The sequence below is a fragment of the Curtobacterium sp. NPDC087080 genome (assembly GCF_044745105.1).
In the GTDB taxonomy this organism is placed as follows: Bacteria; Actinomycetota; Actinomycetes; order Actinomycetales; family Microbacteriaceae; genus Curtobacterium.
Map to the genome: position 1 here is coordinate 166,110 of NZ_JBIUZP010000003.1, position 25,525 is coordinate 191,634.

Consider the following 25,525-nt stretch of genomic DNA (forward strand, 5'->3'; position numbering starts at 1 on the left):
CCGCTCCCACGCGACGGTGCGAAGATGGACGACGGCCGCCAGCACACCCCGCACGGGCGGCAGGAACCAGGAACGATGAGCCTCTTCTCCGCACGCCGCAAGCCGTCCGAGGGACCCCGCGCGAGCTTCGGTCGCCTGCTGACCTACCTGTTCGAGAACAAGCCCGCGATGGCCGTGATCATCGTGCTGAGCGTCCTCGGAGCCGGCGCCTCGCTCGCGCAGCCGCTGCTCGTGAACCAGGTCGTCACCGCCGTGCAGCGCGGCCAGACGCTCTCGATCCTGGTGTGGGCGCTCGTCGCCCTCGTGCTCGTGTCCGGTGTGCTCAACGGCGTGCAGCACTTCCTGCTCCAGCGCGCCGGCGAGGGCGTGGTGCTCTCCACCCGCCGCAAGCTCATCGCCCGCATCCTCAACCTGCCGATCTCGGAGTTCGACACCCGCCGCACCGGCGACCTGGTGTCCCGCGTCGGCAGCGACACCACCCTGCTGCGCGCCGTGCTCACGCAGGGGTTGATCGAGTCGATCGGCGGTGCGCTCACCTTCGTCGGCGCGATCGTCGCGATGGCCGTCATCGACCCCCTCCTGCTCGGCATCACCGTCGTCATCGTGCTCGTCGCGATCGTCGTCGTCGGCGGGCTCAGCCGACGCATCCGCATCGCGTCCAAGCGTGCGCAGGAGAAGGTCGGCGACCTGACCGCCGCGGTCGAGCGGGGCATCGGCGCCGTCCGGACCATCCGTGCCGCCGGGGCCACCGACCGCGAGGTCGCCGAGGTCGACGGCCACGCGACCGAGGCCTACCGCCGGGGCCTCGACATCGCGAAGATGTCCGCGTTCGTCGTCCCCGTCGCGAGCATCGTCATGCAGGTCGCGTTCATCGCCGTGCTCGGGGTCGGCGGTGCGCAGGTCGCCGCCGGGCAGATCACCATCGCCACGCTCATCACCTTCATCCTGCTGCTCTTCATGATGGTCATGCCGCTCGGCCAGGCCCTCGGCGCGGCCGTCGCCGTCGCGCAGGCGCTCGGTGCCCTCGGCCGGATCGAGGAGATCCTGCACCTGCCGACCGAGGACCAGGACGACGCGGCCGTCCGGGTCGCCGCGGCGACCGAGAGCGACGACGCGATCGCCTTCGAGCACGTCACGTTCCGGTACGCGCGGGCCGCGGACGCGTCCGGCGCGGACGGCGCGGCGGGTGCGCCGGTGCCGTCCACTCCGTCTGCTCGGTCTGGAGGCGCGGCGGATGCCGACGACACGGGCCCGGCCGACGACGTGGTGCTGGACGACGTGTCGTTCCGTGTGCCCCGCGGCTCGCGTGTCGCACTGGTCGGCCCCTCCGGCGCCGGCAAGTCCACGACCCTCGCGCTCATCGAGCGCTTCTACGACCCGACCTCGGGCGTGATCCGGCTCGGCGGCGTCGACGTGCGCGGGCTCGACCGCGCCGAGCTCCGTGCGCAGATCGGGTACGTCGAGCAGGACGCACCCGTGCTGGCCGGAACCATCCGGGCGAACCTGCTGCTCGGCTCACCCGACGCGTCCGAGGCCGAGTGCGTCCGCGTCCTCGAGGCCGTGAACCTGGGCGACGTGCTGCACCGCGACCCGCGCGGGCTCGACGCCCAGGTCGGCGAGGACGGCGTCATGCTCTCCGGTGGTGAACGGCAGCGGCTGGCGATCGCCCGGGCACTGCTCGCCGCTCCCCCGATCCTGCTGCTCGACGAGTCGACCTCGTCGCTCGACGGGGTGAACGAGCAGAAGATGCGCCTGGCGATCGACGCCGTCGCGGCGGACCGCACGCTGCTCGTCATCGCGCACCGGCTGTCCACGGTCGTCGACTCGGACGTCATCGTCGTGCTCGAGCACGGTCGGGTCGTCGGCACGGGCACGCACTCCGAGCTCGTGCAGTCCACCCCGCTCTACCGCGACCTGGCGAAGCACCAGCTGCTGGTCTGACGTCGATCCCGCCGACGTCCGTCGCGTCGATCCCGCGGGTCGTGCGGGAGGGGTCAGGCGGCGAACGGGTCCGGGGTCAGGACGTAGACCGACTCCAGGTACTCCTCGAGGCCCTCGTGCGAGCCCTCGCGGCCGAGCCCCGAGGACTTCACCCCGCCGAAGGGGAACGCCGCGTTCGACACGACGCCCGTGTTCAGGCCGAGCATGCCGGTCTCGAGGCGCTCGGCGAGCCGCTGCCCCCGGCGGAAGTCCGTCGTGAACGCGTACGCGACCAGCCCGTACTCGGTGTCGTTCGCGAGGCGGATGCCCTCCTCCTCGGTCGCGAAGCGCGTGATCGACACGACCGGGCCGAAGATCTCGGTGGTGAGGATGTCCGACCCCGGCCGGACCTCGTCGAGCACCGTGGGTGCGTAGAAGGTGCCCGGCCGATCGATCCGTTCCCCACCGGTCACGAGTCGAGCACCCCGCTGCACGGCGTCGTCGACGAGTCCGGCGGCCTTGTCCACCGCACGGTCGTCGATGAGCGGGCCGATGGTGGTGCCGTCCTCGGTGCCGCGGCCGATGCGCAGTTCCTCGACCTTCGCGGTGAGGGCCGCGGTGAACGCGTCCGCGATGCCCTCCTGCACGAAGAACCGGTTCGCGGCGGTGCAGGCCTCACCGACGTTGCGGAACTTCGCCTGCATCGCCGCGGCGACGGCCTCGTCGAGGTCGGCGTCGTCGAAGACGAGGAGCGGTGCGTTGCCGCCGAGCTCCATGCTCGTCTTGAGCACGTTGTCGGCCGCCTGCTTGAGCAGCGCCGACCCGACCGGGGTCGAGCCCGTGAAGGTGAGCTTGCGCAGGCGGCGGTCGGCGATGATCGGCTCGGACAGCGCCTTCGCGTCACGGGAGGGCACCACGTTGAGCACCCCGTCGGGCAGCCCGGCGCGGCGGAACAGCTCGACCAGGAACAGCGTCGTCAGCGGGGTCAGGTCGGCGGGCTTCAGCACGACCGTGCAGCCCGCGGCGAGCGCCGGACCGATCTTGCGGGTCGCCATCGCGAGCGGGAAGTTCCAGGGCGTGATCGCGTAGACCGGGCCGACCGGGCGCCGGAGCACGATGCCGCGACCGGTGCCCTCCGGGTTCGTGCGGTAGTCACCCGAGATGCGGACGGCCTCCTCCGAGAACCACCGCAGGAACTCGCCGCCGTAGGCGACCTCGCCGCGGGACTCCGCGAGCGGCTTGCCCATCTCGAGCGTCATCAGGGCCGCGAGGTCGTCCTCGTGCTCGTGCACCAGGTCGAACGCCCGGCGCAGGACGTCCGAGCGCGTGCGCGGTGCGGTCGCCGCCCATCCCTCCTGCGCTGCCACGGCGGCGTCGAGCGCGGCGATGCCGTCCTCGGGTGTGGCGTCGGCGACCTCGGCGAGGACCTCGCCCGTGCTCGGATCGCGGACGGGGAAGGTCGCGCCACCGCTCGCGGGACGCCATGCGCCACCGACGAACAGCCCGGTGGGGACGTCGGCGACGGAGACGTGCTCGTCGGCGACGGTGGTGGTCGGGCCGGTGGTCGTTCGGGTGGTGGTCACAGTACTGCTCCTCCGGGGTTCGCGAGCCCCTCGTCCATGTCGCTGTGGTCGACGTGCCCGCCGACCGCGCTGATCTCGTCCAGGGCGCGTGCGCTGCGCTCCGCGTCCACACCGGCCACGAGGTCGTCGTAGACGGCGACGTCGTACCCGGCGGCCCGCGCGTCGAGCGCCGTGGCGCGCACGCAGTGGTCGGTGGCGATGCCGACGATGTCGACCGTCGTCACCCGACGCTCCGCGAGCAGGTCCGGCAGCGCGGTGCCGTCGTCGGTGCTCGCCTGGAAGGCCGAGTAGTCCGGTCGCCCCCGACCCTTGTACACGTGCACGTCGATCACGCTCGTGTCGAGGTCCGGGTGGTACTCCGCGCCCGGGGTACCGCCGACGCAGTGCACCGGCCACGTGTCCACGAAGTCCGGCCCCTCGGGACCGGCGAAGTGTCCGCCGTTGTCGTCGTCGCCGTGGTGCCAGTCACGCGATCCGACGATGAGGTCGTACTCGTCCCCGTGGCGGCCGGTGAAGGCGCTGATCCGCTTCGCGAGGGCAGCGCCACCGGTCACACCGAGTGCACCGCCCTCCGTGAAGTCGTTCTGGACGTCGACGACGAGCAGTGCCCTGGCCATGCGTCCATCCTGCACCTCGCGGCTCCGGACGCGGTGAGGCGCGACCCGCGGTCCGGGCGGCGCACGCACGGCCCGGCCTGGCCGGTGTCAGGACACCGCGCGCATCACGACGAGGTCAGGTTCCCGCCGCACCGGAACGTCGCCGCGGTCACCGCGTCGAGCGCCGGCAGCGCGGCGGCACGCGAGGACCCGATGGCGTAGAACGCGAAGGTCAGGCGTCGGCCGTCCGCCGCGTCGATGTACCCGCCGAGCGTGTTCGCGCTGTCGATCCACCCCGTCTTCGCGTGCACCTTGCCACGAGCGACCGCGTTGTCGCCGGTGAAGCGGCTCGCCAGGGTGCCGGACACGCCGGCGACCGGCAGCGACTCGGACAGGACACCGAGGCCCTTCTCACCCGCGGCGACCGCGACCATCAGGTGGGCGACGAACGACGGTGACACCGCATTCGCCGCGCTCTCCCCCGAGCCGTCCTTGATGGTGATGCCCGCGGGGTCCACGCCGTACGCGGCGAGGGCCTTCTGGTAGACACCGGTCAGCGACGCCGCCGATCCGCCTGCGCCGGACTCCTTCGACGAGACGCGGGCGAGCATCTCGGCCAGGGTGTTGTCGGAGTTCGGGATCATCTGCCCGATCAGCGTCGAGACCGGCTGCGAGGAGACCGATGCGATCTGGTCCGTGCTCGTGGTGGCACGCTGCACCACCTGCGCGCTCCCGGCGCCCACCACGCCCGCGTTCGCGAGTGCCGTGCGGAAGGCTGCTCCGGCGCGCCCGACCGGGTCGGTGGAACGGGGCGAAGTCGCTGCCGCCGGGTTCGCCCGGTCGCCGTCGACCATGAGCGCGGTGACCCGCGGTTGGTACCCGATCGTCCGCTCGCTCTCCGGCCAGGTCGGGTCCCACGCATCGGCGTCGTCCCAGTAGCTGTCGTCGGCGACGATGGTCGTCACCGGGGCGTCACCGAGCGCTGCCTTCACCTGCTGTGCGAGCTGCGCGAGGCTCGGCGCCCCCGGGTACACCGTGCCGTTGCCGGCCGAGAGCGTCGCGTCGCCGTGCCCGACGAGCGCGACGGTGCCGTCGCCCTCCCGCGTCACGGTGGTGGGGATCCGGTGGTCGCCGCCGAGGACTGCGAGGGCCGTGGCGCTCGTCAGCGTCTTCATCACGCTGCCGGTCTGTGCGGCCTGCTCCCCGTTCCGCGAGAAGAGCGTCTCACCCGATGCCGCGTCCATGACGAAGCCCTCGAACGAGCCGAGCCCGGCGGCCGAGGCCGCGGCGTCGATGGTGCAGGTGCGCAGGGCAGTCGGCCCTGCCGGGGCCTCGGGCACGGCGCGCGCGTCGGTGGTCGGCGTCGCGGTCGGCGTCGCGGATGCCTGTGGCGTGCCCGACGGTGCGGTGGTGGCCGCGGACGCCGTGGCTGCGGACTGGCGCGACGGCATCGTCGCGGCGGCCACCGCGAACGACGCGCCCGAACCGAGCACGAGCACACCGACGAGACCACCGGCGATCCACGGGACCGGTCGGCGCGCCACCGCGCGGCGCAGTGACGAGGCGGCGCCGCGGAGGCGTGCCGGGACGGACTTCGACGAGGGCTGCTGGTCGGACATCGCGACCGATCCTACGGAACCGCGGGAGGAGCCTCCAGACCGGATCGGTCCGGTCCCTCGTCGTCTGCCGCGTAGCGGACGCCCACCTGCCGGCGGGCCTCGTCCATGACCGCCATGACGGCCACCGTCTCCTCGGGGTCCATCGGGCCGCCCTCGTGGGTGCCGGCGGTGACCATCGCCTCGAAGGCACGCGCCTCGTGGGCGTAGCCGGCGAGCTCCTCACGCGAGTCGAACTCCTCGAGCACCGTGCCGTCGCGGTCGCGCAGCCGCCACGTCGTCGGCGTGTACCAGGTGTCGTCGAGGTCGATGCGGCCGTCCTCGCCGATGATCGACGCCGTGTTCGGACTCCGCAGGTCCAGTGCGAAGTGGAGCACCGACTGGGCCCCGCCCTCGTGCGTGAGCACCACGCCCATCTGCGTGTCCACACCCTGCTCGCTCACCGTGCCCGCTGCTGTGACCGTGGTCGGCACGCCGAGGACGTCGACGGCGAACGAGATCGGGTAGACGCCGAGGTCCAGCATCGCTCCGCCCCCGAGCGCCGGGTCGTTCAGCCGGTGGTGGGGGTCGGTCGGCAGGGCCTGGTGGTGGCTGGCCTCGACGAGCCGCGGGCGTCCGATGCGCCCCTCGGCGACGAGCTCCCGGATCATCCGCATCTGCGGCAGGAAGCGGGTCCACATCGCCTCCGTCACGGCCACGTCGGCGCGGCGGGCGGCGTCGACCACGCGGCGTGCCTCGGCCGCCGTGATGGTGAAGGCCTTCTCGACCAGGACGTGCTTGCCCGCCGCGATCGCGAGCAGCGCGTCCTCCGCGTGGCGGGAGTGGGGCGTGGCGACGTAGACGGCGTCGACGTCCGGGTCGGCGACCAGGTCGGCGTAGGAGCCGTGCGCGCGGGCGATGCCGTGCTCGGCGGCGAACGCTTCGGCGGACCCGCGCGTGCGGCTGCCGACCGCGACGAACTCGATGCCGGCGGCGGTGCAGTCCGCCACGAACGAGTGGGCGATGCCGCCCGTGCCGATGACTCCCCAGCGAACCGTCATGGGACCTGTCTACCAGGGGGCTGCCGAGCGGCGACCGGGCTCGGTCCGTGGCCGAGCAGCGACTGCCGGCCAGAACGAGGGAACCCCCGGTCGGACATCGTCCGACCGGGGGTTCCGGTGTCGAGCCGCCTGTCGGAATCGAACCGACGACCTATTCATTACGAGTGAATCGCTCTGCCGACTGAGCTAAGGCGGCGGACGCTCCGTTCCCGGAGCGGCACGAGCAATGACTATACAGGTTCAGACGAGGGAACGCGAAACGAGCGCCCCGAGCTCGTCGAACGATCGCTGCAGCTCCTCGAACAGCTCCGACTCCGAGGCCCCGTCGGACCACTCCCACCAGGCGTGCCGCAGCGCCGCGAGCGCCACCACCGAGGCGAGTCGGGCCCGTCGACGCAGCGCGTCCGGGTCCGCCGCGACGTCCGGCTCGGTCGCTGCGAGCCGCGCCGACACGGCCTCCTCGATCTCGGCCTGGAACTCCTTCATCGACGCCATGCGCCGGGTGAACAGCTCGGGCGCGGCGCGGAGCACCCGCTGCCGTTCCGCGAGCAGGCCGCGCTCCTCGACCAGCTCACTCGTCGTGTGCACGAGCAGGGTGCCGAGGTCGGCCAGGAGCTCTCCGCTCGGGCCCCCGGCGCGGAACGTGTCGAGCGCCGGGCCGGTCGGCAGGGTCGGGTCGTCGCCGAGGAGGGCCTGCTCCTTGCTCGGGAAGTAGTTGAAGAACGTGCGCGGGGACACGTCGGCGCGTCGGGCGATCTCATCGACCGTGACGGCGGGCCAGCCGGAGTCGAGCGCGATCCGCAGGGCGGCCTGCTGGATCGCGAGACGGGTGGCGCGGCGCTTGCGCTCACGCAGTCCGGGTGCGGCTTCGGGCATGTCGCGATCTTCTCACGACGGTCGGGGCGCTCGGCTGCGGGGTTGCGCAGGGTCCGGTGGGTGGTCGCTGACCCGGCCGGCAGGCTCGACGCGCGTCCGCCTCGCCAGCTCCGTTCACCGGGTCGCGCGGGCGATGGTCCGCCGGGTCCGGTCAGCGCATCGCGCGGGCGATGGTCCGCCGGCTCCGGTCAGCGGGTCGCGCGGGCGATGGTCACGAGCAGCGCTTCGAGGGCGAGGAGCGCCGCGACGTTCGCCGCGATCCGCTGTCGTGCCAGGGCGATGGCGTCGAGGACCTCGAGCGCCGATGCCGGTGGCACCGTCTCGAGCGCCCGGTCGAGCTGGTCGCGCATCGCCAGGTTGACCGGCTCGGCCGGTGCGCCGAGACCGAGCAGCAGGAGGTCCCGGTACAACGACGAGACATCGACCAGGATGCGGTCCAGGCCGTCGCGCAGACTCCGCGTCGCCCGGCGCTTCTGGTCCTCCTCGAGGGCCCGCAGCTGCGACCGCAGCGCCGGCGGGACCGTGCCGCCCGGCTCCACGCCGAGCGACCGCAGCGCGGCGTCCCGTTCCTCGCCGTCGCGCTGCTGGGTGATCGCCTTGGCGTCCTCGTCCGCGACCGACAGGAGTTCGGCCGCGGCCATGACGGCGTCGCCGACCGAGCGCACGCCGAGCACGGTCTCGAGCGTGCGGCGTCGACGGGCACGGGCGTCCTCGCTCGTCGCCAGCCGCTGGGCCATGCCGATGTGGCTCTGCGCCTGACGCGCCGCGTCGGTGGCGAGCGCGCGGTCGACCCCGGTGCGGGTGACGATGAGCTCGGCGACGGACGCGACGTCGGGCACGCGCAGCCGCACGGAACGGACGCGAGAGCGGATCGTCGGGAGCAGGTCGGCCTCGCTCGGCGCGCACAGGATCCACACCGTCCGCTCCGGCGGCTCCTCGAGCGCCTTGAGCAGCAGGTTCGAGGTGCGCTCCGTCATGCGGTCCGCGTCCTCGATGATGACGATGCGGTACCGCCCCACCGACGGTGAGTAGTACGACGACGTGACCAGCTGCCGGATCTCGTCGATCGTGATGATGACGCGCTGCGTGGTCAGCACCGAGACGTCGGGATGGGTGCGGGCGGTGATCTGCTGCAGGGCGTGGTCGTCGTCCGCGCCGTCGCCGACCAGGGCCGCGGCGAAGGCGGCGGCGACGTTCGACCGTCCGGATCCGGGCGGCCCGGTGATGAGCCACGAGTGGGTCATGCCGCCGGTGCCGTCGGGCGCCTCGGCCGCGCTGCGCAGGGCGGCGACCGCGTCGTCCTGTCCGGTCAGGCCGTCCCACACGCTCACGGGGCCATCCTGTCAGCAGCCACCGTCACGCCCGGCCGTCCTCGTCCGTCATCCCGACGAGGGCACCGACGGCCGACCGGACCGTGCGCTGCACGGCGTCTGCGGACCGGCCGGCGTCCACGACGAGGAAGCGCTCCGGCTCGGCGTCGGCGGCGTCGAGGAACGCTCGTCGCACCGTCTCGTGGAACGCCGAGGCCTCGGACTCGAGGCGGTCGAAGACGTGACCCCGCGCGGCCGCGACCCGGCTGCGCCCCACCGTCACGTCGAGGTCGAGCAGTACCGTCAGGTCCGGCACGAGTCCGTCGGCGGCCCAGTCCGAGACGGAGCGGATCCGGTCGGCACCGAGCCCGCGTGCGACTCCCTGGTACGCCACCGACGAGTCGATGTAGCGGTCCTGCAGGACGACCTCGCCACGGGCGAGGGCGGGCCGGACGACCGTCTCGACGTGGTGGGCGCGGTCGGCCGCGTAGAGGAGTGCCTCGGCGCGCGGTGCGACGTGACCCCGCTCGTGCAGGACCATCTCGCGGATGCGCTGCCCGAGCTCGGTGCCGCCCGGCTCCCGGGTGCGCACGACCGTCCGACCGTGCTCCTCGAGCCAGGCGGTGAGGAGCTCGGCCTGGGTGGTCTTGCCCGCGCCGTCGCCACCCTCGAGGGTGATGAACCGCCCGGTCACTTCTTCTTGGCCGCCGTCTTCCGCGCCGGCGCCTTCTTCTTCACCGGTCCCTTGGCACGCTTGTCCGCGAGCAGCTGCACGGCACGGGCGTGGTCGACGGTCTCGACGTCCTCGCCCCGCGGGATGGTCGCGTTCGTCTCGCCGTCCGTGACGTAGGGGCCGAAGCGGCCGTCCTTCACCTTGATCGGCTTGCCGGAAACGGGGTCGGCCTCGAACTCCTTGAGCGCCGCGGTGGCGGCACGTCGACCGCCGTACTTGGGCTGCGCGAACAGCTCCAGCGCGCCGGGCAGGTCGACCTCGAAGATCGCGTCCTCGCTCGGCAGGGTGCGGGTGTCCGTCCCCTTCTTGACGTACGGGCCGTAGCGACCGTTCTGCGCCGTGATGTCGTCGCCCGACTCAGGGTCCTTGCCGACGACACGGGGCAGGTCGAGGAGCTTGAGGGCGGTCTCGAGGTCCACCGTCTGCGGGTCCATCGACTTGAAGAGCGACGCGGTGCGTTCCTTCGGCGCGGCGGCCTTCTTCGTCGTCTTCTTCGCAGGGGCCTTGGCGCCCTTCGCGGTGGTCGTCGCCTTCTCCGTGGCAGCAGACGCTGTCGCGGCCGTGGTCGCACCGGCGGATGTGCTCGCCTCGGCCGCGGCCGGCTCCGTGACCTCGCCCGTGGACGGGTCGACGGTGGGTTCCGGTTCGGGCGTGCGCTCGGTGACGTACGGGCCGAACCGGCCGTCCTTCGCCAGGACTTCCTTGCCCGTCTCGGGGTTGATGCCCACGACGCGGTCCCCGACGACCGGGGCCTCGACGAGCTCGCGTGCCTTCTCGGCGGTCAGCTCGTCGGGCGCGAGGTCCTCGGGCACGTTCACGCGCCGCGGCTTCTCGGGGTCGTCGCTCGGCACCTCGATGTACGGCCCGTAGCGCCCGATCCGCAGGGTCAGGCCCGGCGCGAGCTCGACCGAGTTGATGTCGCGGGCGTCGATCTCACCCAGGTTGTCGATGACGGTGCGGAGTCCGCGGTGGTCGTCGCCACCGAAGTAGAAGCCCTTGAGCCAGTCGATGCGGTCGGCTTCGCCGCTCGCGATGCGGTCGAGGTCCTCTTCCATGCCGGCGGTGAAGTCGTACTGCACCAGGTCGCCGAAGTGGTCCTCGAGGAGCCGGACCACGCTGAACGCGATCCAGTTCGGCACGAGGGCACTGCCGCGCTGCGTGACGTACCCGCGGTCCATGATCGTCGAGATGATCGCGGCGTAGGTCGACGGACGACCGATGCCGAGTTCCTCGAGCGTCTTCACCAGGCTGGCCTCGGTGTAGCGCGGCGGAGCGGAGGTGTCGTGCCCCTTGGCCTCGACCTCGCTGACGCCGAGGTGGTCGCCCTCGGCCATCTGCGGGAGCTTCGCGTCGCCGTTCTCGCCGCCGTGCCGCTCCTCGTCACGGCCTTCCTCGTAGGCGTTGAGGAAGCCACGGAAGGTGATGACGGTGCCCGACGCGGTGAACTCGGCGTCCGTGCCGTTCGCCGTCGACGCGACCCCTGCGACGCTGTCGCTCGACGTGATGCCGAGGACGACCGACGCGGTCGACCCCTTGGCGTCCGCCATCTGCGACGCGACCGTGCGCTTCCAGATGAGGTCGTAGAGCTTCCAGTCGTTGCCCCGCAGCACACCGTTCATCTCGGAGGGCGTGCGGAAGGTGTCGCCGGCCGGGCGGATGGCCTCGTGGGCCTCCTGGGCGTTCTTGCTCTTGCCCGCGTAGCTGCGCGGCTTGTCGGGGATCGTCTCCGGCCCGTACAGCGCCGACGCCTGCTTGCGTGCCGCGGTGACCGCCTGCTGCGACAGGGACGACGAGTCCGTACGCATGTAGGTGATGTGGCCGTTCTCGTACAGCCCCTGCGCGACGCTCATCGTCTGCCGGGCGGAGAAGCGCAGCTTGCGCGCTGCCTCCTGCTGCAGGGTCGACGTCGTGAAGGGTGCGGCCGGCCGACGCGTGTACGGCTTCGACTCGACGCTGCGCACGACCGCGTCACCGGCGCCCTGGAGCACCGTCGTGAGGGACGCGGCGGATGCCTCGTCGAGGCGGACGGCATCGCCCTTCAGCGCACCGCGGTCGTCGAAGTCGCGGCCCGAGGCGACTCGCGTGCCCTGCAGTCGGGCGAGGCGGGCCGTGAAGGCTGCGTCGCCGACCTTCTCGAAGCGGGCCGTCAGGTCCCAGTAGTTGGCGGACACGAACGCCAGGCGCTCGCGCTCGCGGTCGACGACCAGTCGCGTCGCGGCCGACTGCACACGACCGGCGGACAGCCCGGGACCCACCTTGCGCCAGAGCACCGGCGAGACCTCGTACCCGTAGAGCCGGTCGAGGATGCGGCGGGTCTCCTGCGCGTCGACCAGGGCGGTGTCGAGTTCGCGGGTGGCCTCCTGCGCGCGCTGGATGGCCTCCTTGGTGATCTCGTGGAACACCATGCGCTTGACCGGCACCTTCGGCTTGAGGACCTGCAGCAGGTGCCACGCGATGGCCTCGCCCTCGCGGTCCTCATCAGTTGCGAGGTAGAGCTCGTCGGCGTCCTTCAGGGCGCGCTTGAGCTCGGAGACGGTCTTCTTCTTCGCGTCGGAGACGACGTAGTAGGGCTCGAAGCCGTTGTCGACGTCGACCGAGAACTTCCCCAGGGAGCCCTTCTTGAGCTCCGCCGGCAGGTTCTTGGGCTCGACGAGGTCGCGGATGTGTCCGACTGACGCCTGGACCTCGTATCCGTCGCCGAGGTATTGCGCGATCGTCTTCGCCTTCGCGGGGCTCTCGACGATCACGAGCTTCTTCGTGCCTGGCACGTGACTCCTTGATCGATGGTGCGCGCCGGCCCAGGACCGCAACGGTGTCCGGGTCGACCGGGACAACGGTGACCGGGGGCCGACGTGCACACCATACACACACTGTTCGGGCAGGCCGCACGCGGGACCGGCGACGGCGACGGCGTTCACGGCGAACGCTCCGGAGCCGGCCACCGTCCGGACGCGGGCCGTGGCGGCGACCGTGGCGCAGGCGTCCAGGGCGACCCCGTTGGCCACGGCGACGCGAGCGGCGACGGCGCACGGGGCGCCGGGGACACGGTGCACGAGCGCGGCTGCGGCGGCGAGAGCGGCGGCGTCGGCGGCAGTCCGCGTCCGTTCGAGGAGCACGCGCGACCGAGCCCCGGCGAGCGCCGCTGTGACGACGAGCAGGACGAGCGCCAGCACGGCGACCAGCGCGACGGTCGCCGAGCCCCGGTCCGTCCGCATCAGCGACCGCCTGCCGCCGCGCAGCCGGTCGCGTGGAGCGGCAGGACCGAGAAGGGGCCGCCCGACGTCGCCTGCACGTCCACGCACACCAGACCGTCCTCCTGCCGAACCCGGGACGAGACACCGGCAGCGGCAGCGAGCGCGGCATCCGCACCCCGGTCGTCGCCGCGTCCCAGTGCCCGCGACGCCGTCCCGGCGACCGACTGGAGCCGCCCGACCCGGTCGACGACCACCACCCCCGCGACCAGCGAGACCAGGACGAGGGCGACCAGCGGGAGTCCGACGGCGAACTCGACCGTGACACTGCCGCGGTCGCGGACGGCGGGAGCCGACGAGGTCACGGGACGAGTGCCCCGCGGACGAGGTCGGTCAGGATCTGCTGGACCTCACCCGAGCGCATCACAGCGACGAGCACGCCGGCGAAGGCGACCGCGGCCAGGATGACGACGGCGTACTCGGCGGTGGCCGAGCCCCGGTCGTCGGCGATCCGCTCCCGGAGTCGCCGCGTGCGCGGGCGGTGCGCGCTGGCCCGCCCGGCCGGAGGTGCCGGCTCGGTCCGAGGTGCCGAGTCCGTCCGAGGTGTCGAGTCGATCATGGGTTCCCCTTCCTCTGTGGTGCTTCCACCGTCGTGCACCGGCGGCGGCCTCCGGCGCTCGGACGGTCGGTCTGTGGACGGTTCAGCGGAGACCACCCACGGTGGAGGAGAGGACCCCGACCACGACCGGGACGACCCCGACCAGGACGAACGCCGGCAGGACGCAGACGCCCAGCGGCAGCACGAGCCGGACCGCCAGGCGCTCCGCCGCTGCCAGCCCGGCGGCCGCGGCGTCGTCCCGGACGTCCTCGGCGGCGGCCCGGAGCAGCCCCACGGCGGGCACCCCGGCGCGGCGGCTCAGGACGAGCACCTCGTGCAGGCACCGTCGCGCGGTCGGGTCCGCCGCCGCCCGGTGGTCGAGCCCCAGGAGCGTCTCCTGCACGGCACGCTCCGCCGAGCGCCACGGGGCACCGCCGCCCAGTCCCACCGCCCAGGCGTCGAGCAGGATGCCCGGCACGTGTCCGTCGGGTGTGGCTGCATCGATCATCCGACGACTCCAGCGCTGCCCGACGAACACCAGTGCGGCCGCCGCCGTGCAGCACGCCCACCCGATCGGTCGGGTGAGGAGCACCCCCAGCGCGCCGGCTCCCCAGACCGAACCCATCCCGAGACCGAGGAGGGGCAGCGCCAGGACGACCCGGGCGCTCGTGCGGGGTCCGGCGAGGGCGACCCGGACGGCGCGGTCGGCGGCTGCGCTCCGACGCATCGCCGCGGCGAGCGCCCGGAGGGCACCGGCGGACGGGGCTCCCGTCCGTTCCGCCACACGCAGGACGAGGTGGACGTCCTGCCACGCGGGGTCGTCCGCCTCCGGCACGCCGCCCACCAGGGCCCAGGCCCGCGGCATCGGCACGCCAGCGGCGACGAGCACCGCCACGCGGTCCAGCACCCGCGCGGCCCCGGTCGCGTCCGGCAGGGCGGTACGCGGCGTGGCCGTGCCCGTCGGCGCTCGGCTCCGACGACGACTCACCGGCCGCCGGGATCGACGGGGCGGACCTCGAGCCGGCCGCCGGGATCGACGGGGCGGACCTCGAGCCGCCCGTCGCGGTCGAGCACGCAGGTCCCGACGGCCGCGACCCCGCGCCACGACCGTCGGCGTTCGAGGTGCACCACGAGGTCCACGGCGCTGACGACCTGTCGCGCGAGCGCCTGCGGCTCGAGCCCGGCGAGCGCGCCGAGTGCCTCGAGCCGCGCTCCCACGTCGGCGAGTCCGTTGGCGTGCAGGGTGCCGGCTCCACCGTCGTGGCCGGTGTTCAGGGCTCCGAGGAGTTCACGGACCTCGGCTCCGCGGCACTCCCCCACGACCAACCGGTCCGGGCGCATCCGCAGGGCCTCGCGCACGAGCCGGTCGAGTCCGATCGCTCCCGTCCCCTCGGCGGACGCCTGCCGCGCCTCGAGCCCGACGACGTGCGGGTGCTCGATTCGGAGCTCCGCGGTGTCCTCGACGGTGACGATCCGCTCGTCGTGGGGCACCGCGCCGAGCATCGCTGCGAGCACGGTCGTCTTCCCGCTGCCGGTCGCACCCGTGACGAGCACGTTGCGCCGTCCGGCGACCGCGTCCTCGAGGACGGTGCGTCGCACCGAGCGGAACGTCCCGAGCCGCTCGAGCTCGGCGAGTGTCGGGCGTTCGGGTCGTGGCAGCCGGATGGACAACGCGGTGCCGCCCACCGACACCGGCGCGAGGACGACGTGCACGCGCACACCGTCGCCGTGCCGCACGTCCGCGCACGGTGTCGTCTCGTCGACGTGCCGCCCGCCGAGGGCGACGAGCTCCGCGGCGAGCGCGCGGGCCCGCCGCTCCGGGAGTTCGGGACGAGCGGGTTCGAGCCCCCGTCCGCGGTCGATCCACGTGCCGTGTCCGCCGACGACGAGCACGTCCGTCGTCGTCGCGTCGGACACGAGGGCCGCGAGTTCCTCGAACACCGACGGATCGAGGTTCCTCCGTCGTCGAGTCCGCTCGGCTCCCGGCAGGAACGGCACGGCACCAGGCCCTCCGGAGCCGACCCTCGGAGCGGCGTGGTGGTCGGCCCGGGCGGTGTCGGCTCGGTGGCGGTGCATGCGACGACGCTAGGTCGGCGGACTGCGCTCAGCGCAGGGATCGGTATGTCCTGTGGAGACCGTCGGCCCGACACCCCAAGAGCACCGTGTTGTACCCCGTCACGCAAAGCCGTACCCCGTTCGGTGTCCGGTCCCCGCCCCCGGGGCGACGCGGGAACGACGCGGACGGCCGACCGCACCGACGCTCGCTGCCGGAGCCGTCCTTCGCTCGACCTTGAATTGACGACGTGGACAGCTCTGTCCACTCTTCGGCACCAGCACGCGGATCGACACCTGCAGCCTCGGGGTGCTGCACGACAGGCGTCGGACAAAAAGAAGAGGCGGCACCTGTTGGGGGGAACTGGTGCCGCCTTGACATCGGTGGATTGGGGGGAATCCGGCCCGGTGCCACCGGAAACGAGTCCGGCATGAACCACTGTACCCCATGACAGCCCCTGCTCGGCAACCCGGTGGCCGGAATGTCCGCTCGGCCCCGCAGGGTGGTCCCGCGCCGGGGGTAGTCTCCGACTGCACCCCAGCCGCACCGATGCGAGAGGACACCGATGTCCACACCGACCCAGGCCGACGAACGCCACGAGGACGGCCCGACCTTCGCTCCCACGGCGGACTTCGTCGCGGACGCCGTCGCGCACGAGGACCTGCACGAGGCAGCCGCCGCCGACCGCGAGGCGTTCTGGGCGGACCAGGCCCGGACGCTGCTCGACTGGCGCACGCCGTTCACCCGGACGCTGGACTGGTCCGGCGCGCCGTTCGCGAAGTGGTTCGACGACGGCACGCTCAACGTCGCCGAGAACTGCCTCGACCGGCACGTGCGCGCGGGCAACGGCGACCGTGTGGCGATCCACTTCGAGGGCGCACCGGGCGACACACGGCGGATCACCTACGCGGAGCTCACCGCCGACGTGCAGCGCGCCGCGAACATGCTCACCGACCTCGGCGTCGTGCAGGGCGACCGGGTCGTCGTCTACATGCCGCTGATACCCGAAGCCGTCGTCACGATGCTCGCCGTCGCCCGGATCGGTGCCGTGCACTCGGTCGTGTTCGGCGGGTTCAGCGCCGAGAGCCTCCGCGCCCGCATCGAGGACGCCGGCGCGAAGCTCGTCGTCACCGCGGACGGCGGCTGGCGACGCGGCGCGGTCTCGCCGCTCAAGCCCGCGGTCGACGAGGCGCTGACCGGCGAGGGCACGGACACCGTCGAGCACGTCCTCGTCGTCAAGCGCGGCGGCAACGACATCGCCTGGACCGACCGCGACCTGTGGTGGCACGACGAACTGGCGAAGGCCGCGCCCGAGCACGAGGCACAGGCGTTCCCCGCCGAGACGCCCCTGTTCATCCTCTACACCTCGGGCACGACCGGGAAGCCGAAGGGCATCGTGCACACCTCGGGCGGCTACCTGACGCAGGCCGCCTACACGCACCGGAACGTCTTCGACATGCACCCGGAGAAGGACGTCTACTGGTGCACCGCCGACATCGGCTGGATCACGGGGCACTCCTACGTCGTCTACGGCCCGCTCGCGAACGGCGTCACGCAGGTGCTCTACGAGGGCACGCCCGACGAGCCGAAGCCCGGCCGCTGGTGGGACATCGTCGACAGCTACGGCGTCACCGTCCTCTACACCGCCCCGACCGCGGTCCGCGCGGCGATGAAGGCCGGCCGGCAGATCCCCGAGGCCCGGAGTCTCGAGACGCTCCGCCTGCTCGGCAGCGTCGGCGAACCCATCAACCCCGAGGCGTGGCAGTGGTACCGGCAGGTCATCGGACACGACCGCACGCCGATCGTCGACACCTGGTGGCAGACCGAGACCGGCGCGATCATGATCTCGGCACTGCCCGGGGTCACGAAGCTGAAGCCCGGCGCCGCGCAGACCCCGCTGCCGGGCATCGGCGCCGAGATCGTCGACGAGGAGGGGCACCGCGCCGACCCCGGCGAGAGCGGCTACCTCACGATCACGGAGCCGTGGCCCTCGATGGCCCGCGGCATCTGGAACGACCCCGACCGCTTCGTCGAGACCTACTGGTCGCGCTTCCCCGACCGTTACTTCGCCGGCGACGGAGCACGGCTCGACGGGCAGGGCGACATCTGGGTGCAGGGTCGCGTCGACGACGTGATGAACGTCTCCGGCCACCGGCTCTCCACCGCGGAGATCGAGTCCGCCCTCGTCGGGCACGAGGGCGTCGCGGAGGCCGCCGTCGTCGGCGCCGCCGACGAGACGACCGGTCAGGCGGTCGTCGCGTTCGTCATCCTGACTGCCGAGGCGGCCGACGGCGTCGACCGCGAGGCCGTGTCGAAGGAGCTCCGCGACTGGGTCGGCACGCGCATCGGCGCGATCGCGAAGCCGCGGCAGGTCGTCGTGGTGCCGGAACTGCCGAAGACGCGCTCGGGCAAGATCATGCGCCGTCTGCTGCGCGACGCGGCCGAGGGCCGACGCATCGGCGACACGACGACGCTGGCCGACCCGACGATCATGGCGACCATCGCGGAACTGATGTAGACCACGGAACGTGCGTGGGGCCTCCCGTCCGACCCGGACTGGAGGCCCCACCTGCGTTGCGCACGAGACTGACGGTCCGTCAGTCGGTCAGCTCCACCACCAGCTCGACCTCGACCGGTGCGTCCAGCGGGAGCACGGCCACGCCGACCGCGCTGCGCGCGTGGGCGCCGGCGTCCCCGAAGACCTCGCCGACCAGGGTCGACGCGCCGTTGGCGACACCGGGCTGCCCGGTGAAGGCGGGGTCGGAGGCGACGAAGACCGTCACCTTGACGACCCGCGCGACGCGGTCGAGCGAGCCCGCGACGGACTGCACGGCGGCGAGGGCGTTGAGCGCGGCGACGCGCGCCTGGGCGGTGGCGGTGTCGGCGTCGACCTCGGCGCCGACCTTGCCCGTCACGGGCAGCGCACCGTCGTCGAACGGCAGCTGCCCGGCGGTGTACACGTACTGCCCGGTCACGACGGCCGGCACGTATGCGGCGACCGGTGCGGCGACCGCGGGGATCGTCAGCCCGAGCTCGGCGAGCCGGTCCGCGACGCTCACGCGTCCGCCTTCGGGCGCTTCAGGTAGGCGACGAGCCCGCCCTCGGGCCCGGTGACGACCTGGACCAGCTCCCAGCCCTCGTCGCCGTGGGCGTTGAGGATGGCAGCGGTGTTGTGGATCATCAACGGCGTGGTGAAGTACTCCCAGCGAGTCATGCGGTTCCTTGCCAGCCTTTCAGTCGTGGGCGTCGTTTAGGCTGCATCCTATGTCTGCCCAGAAGTCTGCCTCGCGGACCAAGCCCGTCTCCGCGATCGGCGCCTTCGTCGGTTTCGTCGGGTTCAGCGCGCTCGCCGGTCTGCTGGTGACGATCGGGGTCACCCCGGCGATCGCCGTCGCCGGCGTCACCACGACCTCGACCATCGGCGTGTTCGAGTCCCTGCCGGAGTACATCGAGATCGGTGACCTCCCGCAGCGGAACGAGATCTACGCGTACAGCAACGGGCAGCCGGTCCAGCTCGCGACGGTCTACGACCAGAACCGCGAGGAGCTCCAGTACGACCAGATCAGCGACCAGCTGAAGAACGCCGCGATCGACGGCGAGGACAAGCGCTTCTGGGACCACGGTGGCGTCGACATGACGTCGCTCGTGCGCGCCGGCGTCGGCAGCATCGCCGGCGGCCTCGGCGAGTCGGGCGGTGGTTCGACCCTGACGATGCAGCTCGTCCGCAACATCAAGATGCAGCAGGCCCTCGAGCTCCCGACCGAGGAAGAGCGCCAGAAGGCGTACAACGATGCCGTCGAGCAGACCATCCCCCGCAAGCTCGAGGAGATGAAGCTCGCCATCGGCCTGGCGAAGAAGTACTCGCACAAGGAGATCCTGACCGGGTACCTCAACATCGCCTACTTCGGCGACCAGACCTACGGTGTGCAGGCCGCCGCGCAGCACTACTTCAACAAGTCGGCCACCGACCTCACCCCGGCCGAGGCCGCGTCGATCCTGGCGATCGTGCAGTCGCCGAACACGCGCAACCTGGCGAAGCCGGAGAACTACGAGGCCAACAAGGCCCGCCGCGACGTCATCCTCAAGTCGATGTACGCGCAGAAGCACCTGACCAAGGAGGAGTTCGACCAGGCGATCGCGTCGAACCCCGCCGACTACGTGCGCCTGACCGAGCCGAGCCAGGGCTGCAAGTCGGCTGCCGGCAACGGCGCGCAGTTCTTCTGCGACTACGCGGTGAAGGTCGTCAAGCAGATGTCGCAGCTCGGCGGCACGCAGAAGGAGCGCGACCAGGCCTGGCGCAACGGCGGGTACAAGATCCAGACCACGCTGGACATCGACCTGACCGCGCAGCAGAAGACCCTGCTGAACACCTTCGACCCGAACACCGAGTCGCGCCTGCAGCTCGGCAGTGCGCTCAACTCGGTCGAGGCATCGACCGGACGCATCCTGACCATGGCGCAGAACAAGGACTACGACCAGTCCCTGCAGTCGCCCCCGACCGCGACGTCCATCAACTACAGCGTCGACAAGGAGTACGGCGGCTCCATCGGCTTCCAGGTCGGGTCGACGTACAAGGTCTTCACGCTGCTCGACTGGCTGAAGGCCGGACACGGCCTGAACGAGAGCGTCAACGGCACCCCGCACAACACGTCGCGGTGGACCCAGTGCGGCTCCACCATCACCTCGCCGTGGGCCCCGAAGAACGACTCCGCGGGTGAGAAGGGCCAGTTCACCGTGGCGCGTGCGACCGCGCTCTCCGTGAACGCAGCCTTCGCCTCGATGGCCGCGAAGCTCGACCTCTGCGACATCCGGCAGACGGCCCAGGACCTCGGTGTGCACTCCGCCGACGAGAAGACGGAGCTGAACGCCTACCCGTCGTCGATCCTCGGCACGAACAACATCGCGCCGCTCACCATGGCGTCCGCCTACGCGACCATCGCGAACGGCGGCATCTACTGCGCCCCGATCGCGATCGACCAGGTCACCGACGCCTCCGGCAAGCAGCTCGGCGGGCAGCCGAAGCAGTGCAAGCAGGTGCTCGACCCGAGCGTCGCCGCGACCGCCGCCTTCGCGATGCGCGGGACGATCCAGTCCGGCACCGCCGTGGGCGCGCAGACCCCGGACGGCACGCAGCTCTTCGCCAAGACGGGCACCACGGACAACGCCGAGCAGATCTGGCTCGTCGGCGCGAGCTCGAAGGTCGCGACCGCCTACTGGCAGGGCAACACCGACGGCGCGAAGACCAGCCTGCGCCACTACAGCAGCGGCGCGGGCTACGGCACCTACGCGTCGCAGCGTGCCCACGTGTGGCAGCAGGCGATGATCCCGATCAACAACCTGCACCCGGCCGACCCGTTCCCGACGCCGTCCCAGACCGCCCTGCGCGGGAACAGCGTCGCCGTGCCCGACGTGAGCGGGAAGACCGCCGACGACGCCCGTGCCACGCTCGCCGGTGCCGGCTTCACCTACGTCGACGGCGGCGCGCAGGCCGGCGGCGGGACTCCCGGGACGGTCTCGTCGACGTCCCCGGCGGCGGGTTCGCTCCTGTCGACGGGGTCGAGCGTGACGGTGTTCACCACGGACGGCAGCCAGACGACGGTCCCGCAGATCACCGGGAAGAGCGTCGGTGACGCCAAGAACGCCCTGCAGGGGGCCGGCATCACGACGGTCGCGCTGTCCGGGCAGTACGCGAAGGGCGACGGCGGGAACCAGTGCACGGTCGCCGCGGTCGACCCGGGTGAGGGCACCGCGATCGGCAAGGACGCCACGGTGACGGTGCAGCTCTTCGGCGACAAGGACGGCAACGCACCGAAGGACTGCAGGTGAGCCGCGGTCGCGCCGCGCTGGGAGTGATCGCAGCGGGCGCGGCCGTCGGAGCGGCGACGGCGGCGTGGGGTTCCCTCGTCGAGCGTCGCCGCTTCGGCATCCGCTGGGAGACCGTCCCGGTGCTGCCGGAGGGCTCGCGGGACGTGACGGTCCTGCACCTCTCGGACATCCACATGGCACCGTGGCAGGCCGACAAGCAGCAGTGGCTCCGTGACCTCAGCCTGGTCGAGCCGGACTTCGTGGTGAACACGGGGGACAACCTCGGGCACCCGACGGCCAACGCCGCGGTCGAGTACGCGCTCGAGCCGTTCCGCGGTGTCCCGGGGGCCTTCGCGCACGGGTCGAACGACTTCTACGGGCCCTCGCCGCGCAACCCCTTCCGGTACTTCACCGGCCCGAGCAGTCATCACACCGGGCGCCGTCCGGTCGAGCTCGACATCGACCGGCAGACCGCGTTCTTCGAGTCGCTCGGGTGGCTCGACGTCAACGACCAGGCGCACGCGATCGAGCTCCGAGGATCCCGGTTCGAGCTGTTCGGCACGTCCGACGCGCACCGCGACTGGGACCGCCTCGACCTGCTGCCCACCAACGTCGACGAGATGCGCAGCGCCGTGCCGTGGACCGAGGACGAGGACGGCCCCTCCCCCGTGGCGATCGGCATCACGCACGCGCCGTACCGACGTGTCCTCGATGCCTTCGTCGACCAGGGTGCCGACATCGTCTTCGCCGGGCACACCCACGGTGGCCAGGTGCAGGTCCCGGGCGTCGGCGCGCTCGTCACGAACTCGGACCTCCCCCGGCAGTACGTCAGCGGGCTGCACAAGTGGCAGCACCGTGGGCACTGGTCGTGGCTCGAGGTGTCGGCGGGGATCGGGACGTCGATCTACGCACCGGTGCGCTTCTCGTGCCGCCCCGAGGCGGTCGTCGTGACCCTCACCGCGCGGACCGCCTGAGCGGACCGTCGCCGCGACGCGCCCGGGTGTTCTCCGAATGGTCGTGAGCACCCTCGAACGTCCGGTAGACTTTCCTGGTCGCTCCGGTTCGGAGCAACCACACCGCGGGGTGTGGCGCAGCTTGGTAGCGCGCCTCGTTCGGGACGAGGAGGTCGCAGGTTCAAATCCTGTCACCCCGACACTGTGTTGAGACAGTAGAACAGCAGGGCCCTGATCCACTCGGATCGGGGCCCTGCTGCTTTTCGCCGGACACGCACGCACGCACGCACGCGAGCAGGCAGCACCAGGCGGGCTGCGGGCCCTGTGCCACAGGACACATCGACGAGCCATCGGGCGCAGCCGTGCGGACTCCCCCGCTACGCTCGCAACCGTCATGACGATCCCCGCCCCGCTCGCCGCCGTCCTCGCGGACATCGGCGCCCGCTTCCCGGAACTCGCCGACGACCCGGTCCTCGCGCAGAGCCTCCTCGACAACGTGACGTCGATGATCGCCGACGCACACGAGCGGTACGCGTCCGGAGACGGAGCCGGGAGCGTCGTGAGCGACCGCTACCTCGACCCGGCGCACCTCGCGACCGGCGCCCTGCACGCCGAGCACGCGCAGCACCCCGCGGGCGCCATGCTGGCGGCCGAGATGCTCTTCGACGCCTACCTGCCGGTGTTCGTCGACGAGGTCGGTGCGCGCTCCGCCGAGGAGGTCCTCCGCGCCACGCGGGCGCTGCACGCCGGCGTCTGGAGCCGGTTCCCGGCCGGCGCGATCGCGTACACGGAGGCGCTCCGCCAACGGGTGACCTCGACGAACCTGGACTCGCGCGAGCAGATCGCCCGCGACCTGCACGACCGCGTCGCGCACGGCGTCCTCGCCGGGCTGCAGCGCCTCGACCTCGTGCTGCTGACCGACCCCGACGACGCGGAGCGCACCGCGCAGCTCGAGTCCGCAGGGCGTCTGCTCCGGGGTGCGCTGACCGACGTGCAGGACCTCGCCCTGTCACTGCACGCCCGGGTCGGTGCGGACCGGCTCGACGATGCGCTCCGGCGGCACGTGGACGACCTGTTCCCCGGGGACGACCGCCTCGTGATCACGACCACGGGCGTCGCCGGTGCGCTGCCGAACTGGAAGGCCGAGGAGGCGCTGACCATCCTGCTCGAAGCGCTCACCAACCGTCGGAAGCACGCTCCGGGCTCCACGGCGACGGTCGAGTTCGCCTGGTCGCCGGCGACGGTCGTCGCGACGGTCCGGGACGACGGGCCCGGGTTCACGCCGGGCGCGGTCCCCGAGGGCCGCCTCGGCCAGCGCACCATGCGGGAACGTGCGGGGGTGCTCGGTGCCCGCCTCGACGTCGAGAGCGCCCCGGGCTCGGGCACCACCGTCCGCCTGACCGTCCCGAGGGGGGCCCTGTGACCGCCGTCACCCACGTCGCACTCGTCGACGACCACCGACTCTTCCGCGAGGGGCTCGCGACGATCCTGTCCGCCGTGCCCACGATCCGCGTGGTCGCCCACGGGGAACGGCCGGCCGACGTGCTCGACTCCCCCGAGTCCGCGGCGATCGACGTGCTCCTGCTCGACGTCGAGCTCGACGGCCCACCGGCGCGCACGACCATCGCCACCGTCCGTCGCACTCACCCGCACATCAGCATCGTCGTGCTGACGATGCACCGCGACGCCGTCCTCCGCCGCGCCCTGCTCGACGCCGGCGCCGTGGACTTCGTGACGAAGGACACGCCGAGCCGTGAGCTCGTCGAACGGATCGTCCGGGCGACACAGGCAGGGGCGTCGCCGGTGACCTTCCCGGTCGACCTCGTCACCGACGCACGTGCCGGGTCCCCGCTCAGCGACCGCGAGGTCGAGGTGCTCGGACTCGTGGCCGCTGCTCGGTCGAACGCAGAGATCGCCGCGGAGCTCGGACTCGCCGTCGGGACGGTGAAGCGGCACGTCTACAACGTCTACCGGAAGCTCGACGTCGGTACGCGCGTCGGTGCGATCACCGCCGCGAAGCGCCTCGGCCTGCTCGCCTGACAGCGACGGACGCGGACAGACGGACCCCGACGGTCCGCGGCAGGGCGACCCCGGCTAGACCGTGGCTCCCGCGGGCACGAGGAGCCCCTCGGCCTGCAGCGACGCCACCACGTCGAGCGCCTGGTGCCGGTAGCGCGCCTGTGCGGCCCCCGGTGCGACGATGACCCCGTCCGCGCCGGTCGACGCGACGAGCTCGTTGATCTTCGCCGCGACCTGGTCCCGCGAACCGTAGGCCTGCCGCTCCGTGCGCGCGGCGATGAACCGGCGCTCGAGGTCGGAGAACTCGTACGCACGGGCCTCGTCCATCGACACCGGCTCGGGCTTCGCGCCCTGTCGCATCCGGATGAACGAGATCATCCCGGGAGCACTCTGCTCCTCCACGACCGCCGGGTCCTCGTCGGTGACGACCTGCACGCCGATCAGCGCGTTCGGGGTCTGCCGGAAGCGGGACGGACGGAACGAGTCCCGGTAGAGCGCGAGTGCCGCCTCGGTGTTGTCCGACGCGAAGTGGTGCGCGAAGGCGAACGACACCCCGAGTGCACCGGCGACCTGCGCGCTGTAGCCCGAGGAGCCGAGCAGCCAGAACTCCGGCACGTCGCCGTAGCCCGGCACGGCGCGGATGCGCGACAGCGGGTTCGACGCGTCCATGCCGGTGAAGAAGCCGATCAGGTCCGCGAGCTGCTGCGGGAAGTCGTCGACGTCGAGCCGGTCGGTGCGACGCAGGGCCATCGCTGTCGCGCCGTCGGTCCCAGGGGCCCGTCCGATGCCCAGGTCCACGCGGTCGCCGTAGAGCGCCCGCAGCGTGCCGAACTGCTCGGCGATCACGAGCGGCGCGTGGTTCGGCAGCATGACACCGCCGGAACCGATCCGGATCCGCGACGTCGCAGCCCCCACCGCGCTGAGCAGGACGGCGGGCGCGGACGAGGTGATGCCCGGCATGCCGTGGTGCTCAGCCACCCAGACGCGCTCGTACCCGAGCTGCTCGGCGTGCACGGCCATGTCGATCGAGCCCTGCAGGGCCTCGGTGTTCGACTGGCCGTACTCGCGGGTGGCCAGGTCGAGGACGGACAGGTGCACGGTGGCGTCGCTCATGCGGACGACAACCGTCGCCGGCGTGCGCGCATTCCGCACCACAGGACGGACGGGAGGCGCGTGACGGCGCTGCGCCGCGCCTCCCGTCCGTCGGCGGGTCACCTGACGGGCGCGGGCCG

21 protein-coding genes and 2 tRNA genes are annotated in these 25,525 nt (G+C 72.3%); 7 read left to right on the forward strand and 16 right to left on the reverse strand.

What is annotated here, in order from left to right:
• Nucleotides 1–75 precede the first annotated feature (75 nt).
• Nucleotides 76–1,941: an ABC transporter ATP-binding protein gene (locus ACIPEQ_RS09025; protein WP_402714888.1), complete on the forward strand. Its 1,866-nt coding sequence runs from the start codon at nt 76–78 to the stop codon at nt 1,939–1,941.
• Nucleotides 1,942–1,994: 53 nt separating this feature from the next.
• On the opposite strand, the gene ACIPEQ_RS09030 is transcribed toward ACIPEQ_RS09025, so the two are convergent.
• The 13 genes from ACIPEQ_RS09030 to ACIPEQ_RS09090 form a co-directional block, all read right to left on the reverse strand.
• Nucleotides 1,995–3,503: an NAD-dependent succinate-semialdehyde dehydrogenase gene (locus ACIPEQ_RS09030; protein ID WP_402714889.1), complete on the reverse strand. Its 1,509-nt coding sequence runs from the start codon at nt 3,501–3,503 to the stop codon at nt 1,995–1,997.
• Nucleotides 3,500–4,120, reverse strand: a complete 621-nt coding sequence (locus ACIPEQ_RS09035; protein WP_209824158.1) for an isochorismatase family protein — start codon at nt 4,118–4,120, stop codon at nt 3,500–3,502. Before ACIPEQ_RS09035 ends, ACIPEQ_RS09030 begins: the two co-directional genes overlap by 4 nt.
• A gap of 104 nt (nt 4,121–4,224) precedes the next feature.
• Complete coding sequence (dacB, locus tag ACIPEQ_RS09040; RefSeq protein WP_402714890.1) at nt 4,225–5,718, reverse strand: D-alanyl-D-alanine carboxypeptidase/D-alanyl-D-alanine-endopeptidase; 1,494 nt, start codon at nt 5,716–5,718, stop codon at nt 4,225–4,227.
• Between the two features lie 11 nt (nt 5,719–5,729).
• Nucleotides 5,730–6,755 (reverse strand): Gfo/Idh/MocA family protein, encoded by a 1,026-nt coding sequence (locus ACIPEQ_RS09045; protein WP_402714891.1) that lies wholly within the window; start codon nt 6,753–6,755, stop codon nt 5,730–5,732.
• Between the two features lie 123 nt (nt 6,756–6,878).
• Nucleotides 6,879–6,951: transfer RNA gene (locus ACIPEQ_RS09050), tRNA-Thr, on the reverse strand.
• A gap of 44 nt (nt 6,952–6,995) precedes the next feature.
• Nucleotides 6,996–7,631, reverse strand: a complete 636-nt coding sequence (locus ACIPEQ_RS09055; protein WP_209678444.1) for a TetR family transcriptional regulator — start codon at nt 7,629–7,631, stop codon at nt 6,996–6,998.
• A 188-nt stretch (nt 7,632–7,819) separates the two neighbouring features.
• Nucleotides 7,820–8,962 (reverse strand): DNA polymerase III subunit delta', encoded by a 1,143-nt coding sequence (locus tag ACIPEQ_RS09060; protein ID WP_402714892.1) that lies wholly within the window; start codon nt 8,960–8,962, stop codon nt 7,820–7,822.
• Between the two features lie 25 nt (nt 8,963–8,987).
• Nucleotides 8,988–9,635, reverse strand: a complete 648-nt coding sequence (gene tmk / locus ACIPEQ_RS09065; RefSeq protein WP_402714893.1) for a dTMP kinase — start codon at nt 9,633–9,635, stop codon at nt 8,988–8,990.
• Nucleotides 9,632–12,442, reverse strand: coding sequence for a type I DNA topoisomerase (gene topA, locus ACIPEQ_RS09070; protein WP_402715244.1), 2,811 nt, complete (start codon nt 12,440–12,442; stop codon nt 9,632–9,634). The genes tmk and topA overlap by 4 nt, the downstream gene beginning before the upstream one ends.
• Nucleotides 12,443–12,888: 446 nt before the next feature.
• On the reverse strand, nt 12,889–13,230 hold the full coding sequence (locus tag ACIPEQ_RS09075) for a hypothetical protein (protein WP_402714894.1): 342 nt from the start codon (nt 13,228–13,230) through the stop codon (nt 12,889–12,891).
• Nucleotides 13,227–13,484, reverse strand: a complete 258-nt coding sequence (locus ACIPEQ_RS09080; protein WP_402714895.1) for a DUF4244 domain-containing protein — start codon at nt 13,482–13,484, stop codon at nt 13,227–13,229. The genes ACIPEQ_RS09075 and ACIPEQ_RS09080 overlap by 4 nt, the downstream gene beginning before the upstream one ends.
• Nucleotides 13,485–13,566: 82 nt before the next feature.
• Nucleotides 13,567–14,451 carry a type II secretion system F family protein gene (locus tag ACIPEQ_RS09085; RefSeq protein WP_402714896.1) on the reverse strand — a complete coding sequence of 295 codons (885 nt, stop codon included), beginning with the start codon at nt 14,449–14,451 and terminating at the stop codon, nt 13,567–13,569.
• A complete protein-coding gene (locus tag ACIPEQ_RS09090; RefSeq protein WP_402714897.1) occupies nt 14,448–15,539 on the reverse strand; it encodes a CpaF family protein in 1,092 nt (363 codons plus the stop codon). The genes ACIPEQ_RS09085 and ACIPEQ_RS09090 overlap by 4 nt, the downstream gene beginning before the upstream one ends.
• Before the next feature lie 542 nt (nt 15,540–16,081).
• On the opposite strand from ACIPEQ_RS09090, the gene acs reads away from it, so the two are divergent.
• Nucleotides 16,082–18,034 (forward strand): acetate--CoA ligase, encoded by a 1,953-nt coding sequence (acs, locus tag ACIPEQ_RS09095; RefSeq protein ID WP_402714898.1) that lies wholly within the window; start codon nt 16,082–16,084, stop codon nt 18,032–18,034.
• A 79-nt stretch (nt 18,035–18,113) separates the two neighbouring features.
• Here the strand turns inward: acs and ACIPEQ_RS09100 are convergent, their stop codons facing one another.
• Together ACIPEQ_RS09100 and ACIPEQ_RS09105 are read right to left on the reverse strand one after the other, a co-directional pair.
• Nucleotides 18,114–18,575: a RidA family protein gene (locus ACIPEQ_RS09100; protein ID WP_402714899.1), complete on the reverse strand. Its 462-nt coding sequence runs from the start codon at nt 18,573–18,575 to the stop codon at nt 18,114–18,116.
• On the reverse strand, nt 18,572–18,730 hold the full coding sequence (locus tag ACIPEQ_RS09105; protein ID WP_111227112.1) for a DUF4177 domain-containing protein: 159 nt from the start codon (nt 18,728–18,730) through the stop codon (nt 18,572–18,574). The genes ACIPEQ_RS09100 and ACIPEQ_RS09105 overlap by 4 nt, the downstream gene beginning before the upstream one ends.
• Nucleotides 18,731–18,780: 50 nt before the next feature.
• Here ACIPEQ_RS09105 and ACIPEQ_RS09110 point away from each other — a divergent pair, with 50 nt between their 5' ends.
• The 5 genes from ACIPEQ_RS09110 to ACIPEQ_RS09130 all read left to right on the forward strand — a co-directional run bounded on the left by ACIPEQ_RS09110 (nt 18,781) and on the right by ACIPEQ_RS09130 (nt 24,314).
• Nucleotides 18,781–21,342, forward strand: coding sequence for a transglycosylase domain-containing protein (locus ACIPEQ_RS09110; protein ID WP_402714900.1), 2,562 nt, complete (start codon nt 18,781–18,783; stop codon nt 21,340–21,342).
• Nucleotides 21,339–22,295: a metallophosphoesterase gene (locus ACIPEQ_RS09115; protein WP_209678458.1), complete on the forward strand. Its 957-nt coding sequence runs from the start codon at nt 21,339–21,341 to the stop codon at nt 22,293–22,295. Before ACIPEQ_RS09110 ends, ACIPEQ_RS09115 begins: the two co-directional genes overlap by 4 nt.
• Nucleotides 22,296–22,400: 105 nt before the next feature.
• Nucleotides 22,401–22,474 (forward strand) — tRNA-Pro (locus ACIPEQ_RS09120).
• Nucleotides 22,475–22,668: 194 nt separating this feature from the next.
• Nucleotides 22,669–23,697 carry a sensor histidine kinase gene (locus ACIPEQ_RS09125; RefSeq protein WP_402714901.1) on the forward strand — a complete coding sequence of 343 codons (1,029 nt, stop codon included), beginning with the start codon at nt 22,669–22,671 and terminating at the stop codon, nt 23,695–23,697.
• Nucleotides 23,694–24,314 (forward strand): response regulator, encoded by a 621-nt coding sequence (locus ACIPEQ_RS09130; RefSeq protein WP_402714902.1) that lies wholly within the window; start codon nt 23,694–23,696, stop codon nt 24,312–24,314. The genes ACIPEQ_RS09125 and ACIPEQ_RS09130 overlap by 4 nt, the downstream gene beginning before the upstream one ends.
• Before the next feature lie 54 nt (nt 24,315–24,368).
• Here the strand turns inward: ACIPEQ_RS09130 and ACIPEQ_RS09135 are convergent, their stop codons facing one another.
• On the reverse strand, nt 24,369–25,406 hold the full coding sequence (locus ACIPEQ_RS09135) for an LLM class flavin-dependent oxidoreductase (RefSeq protein ID WP_402714903.1): 1,038 nt from the start codon (nt 25,404–25,406) through the stop codon (nt 24,369–24,371).
• Nucleotides 25,407–25,525 lie beyond the last annotated feature (119 nt).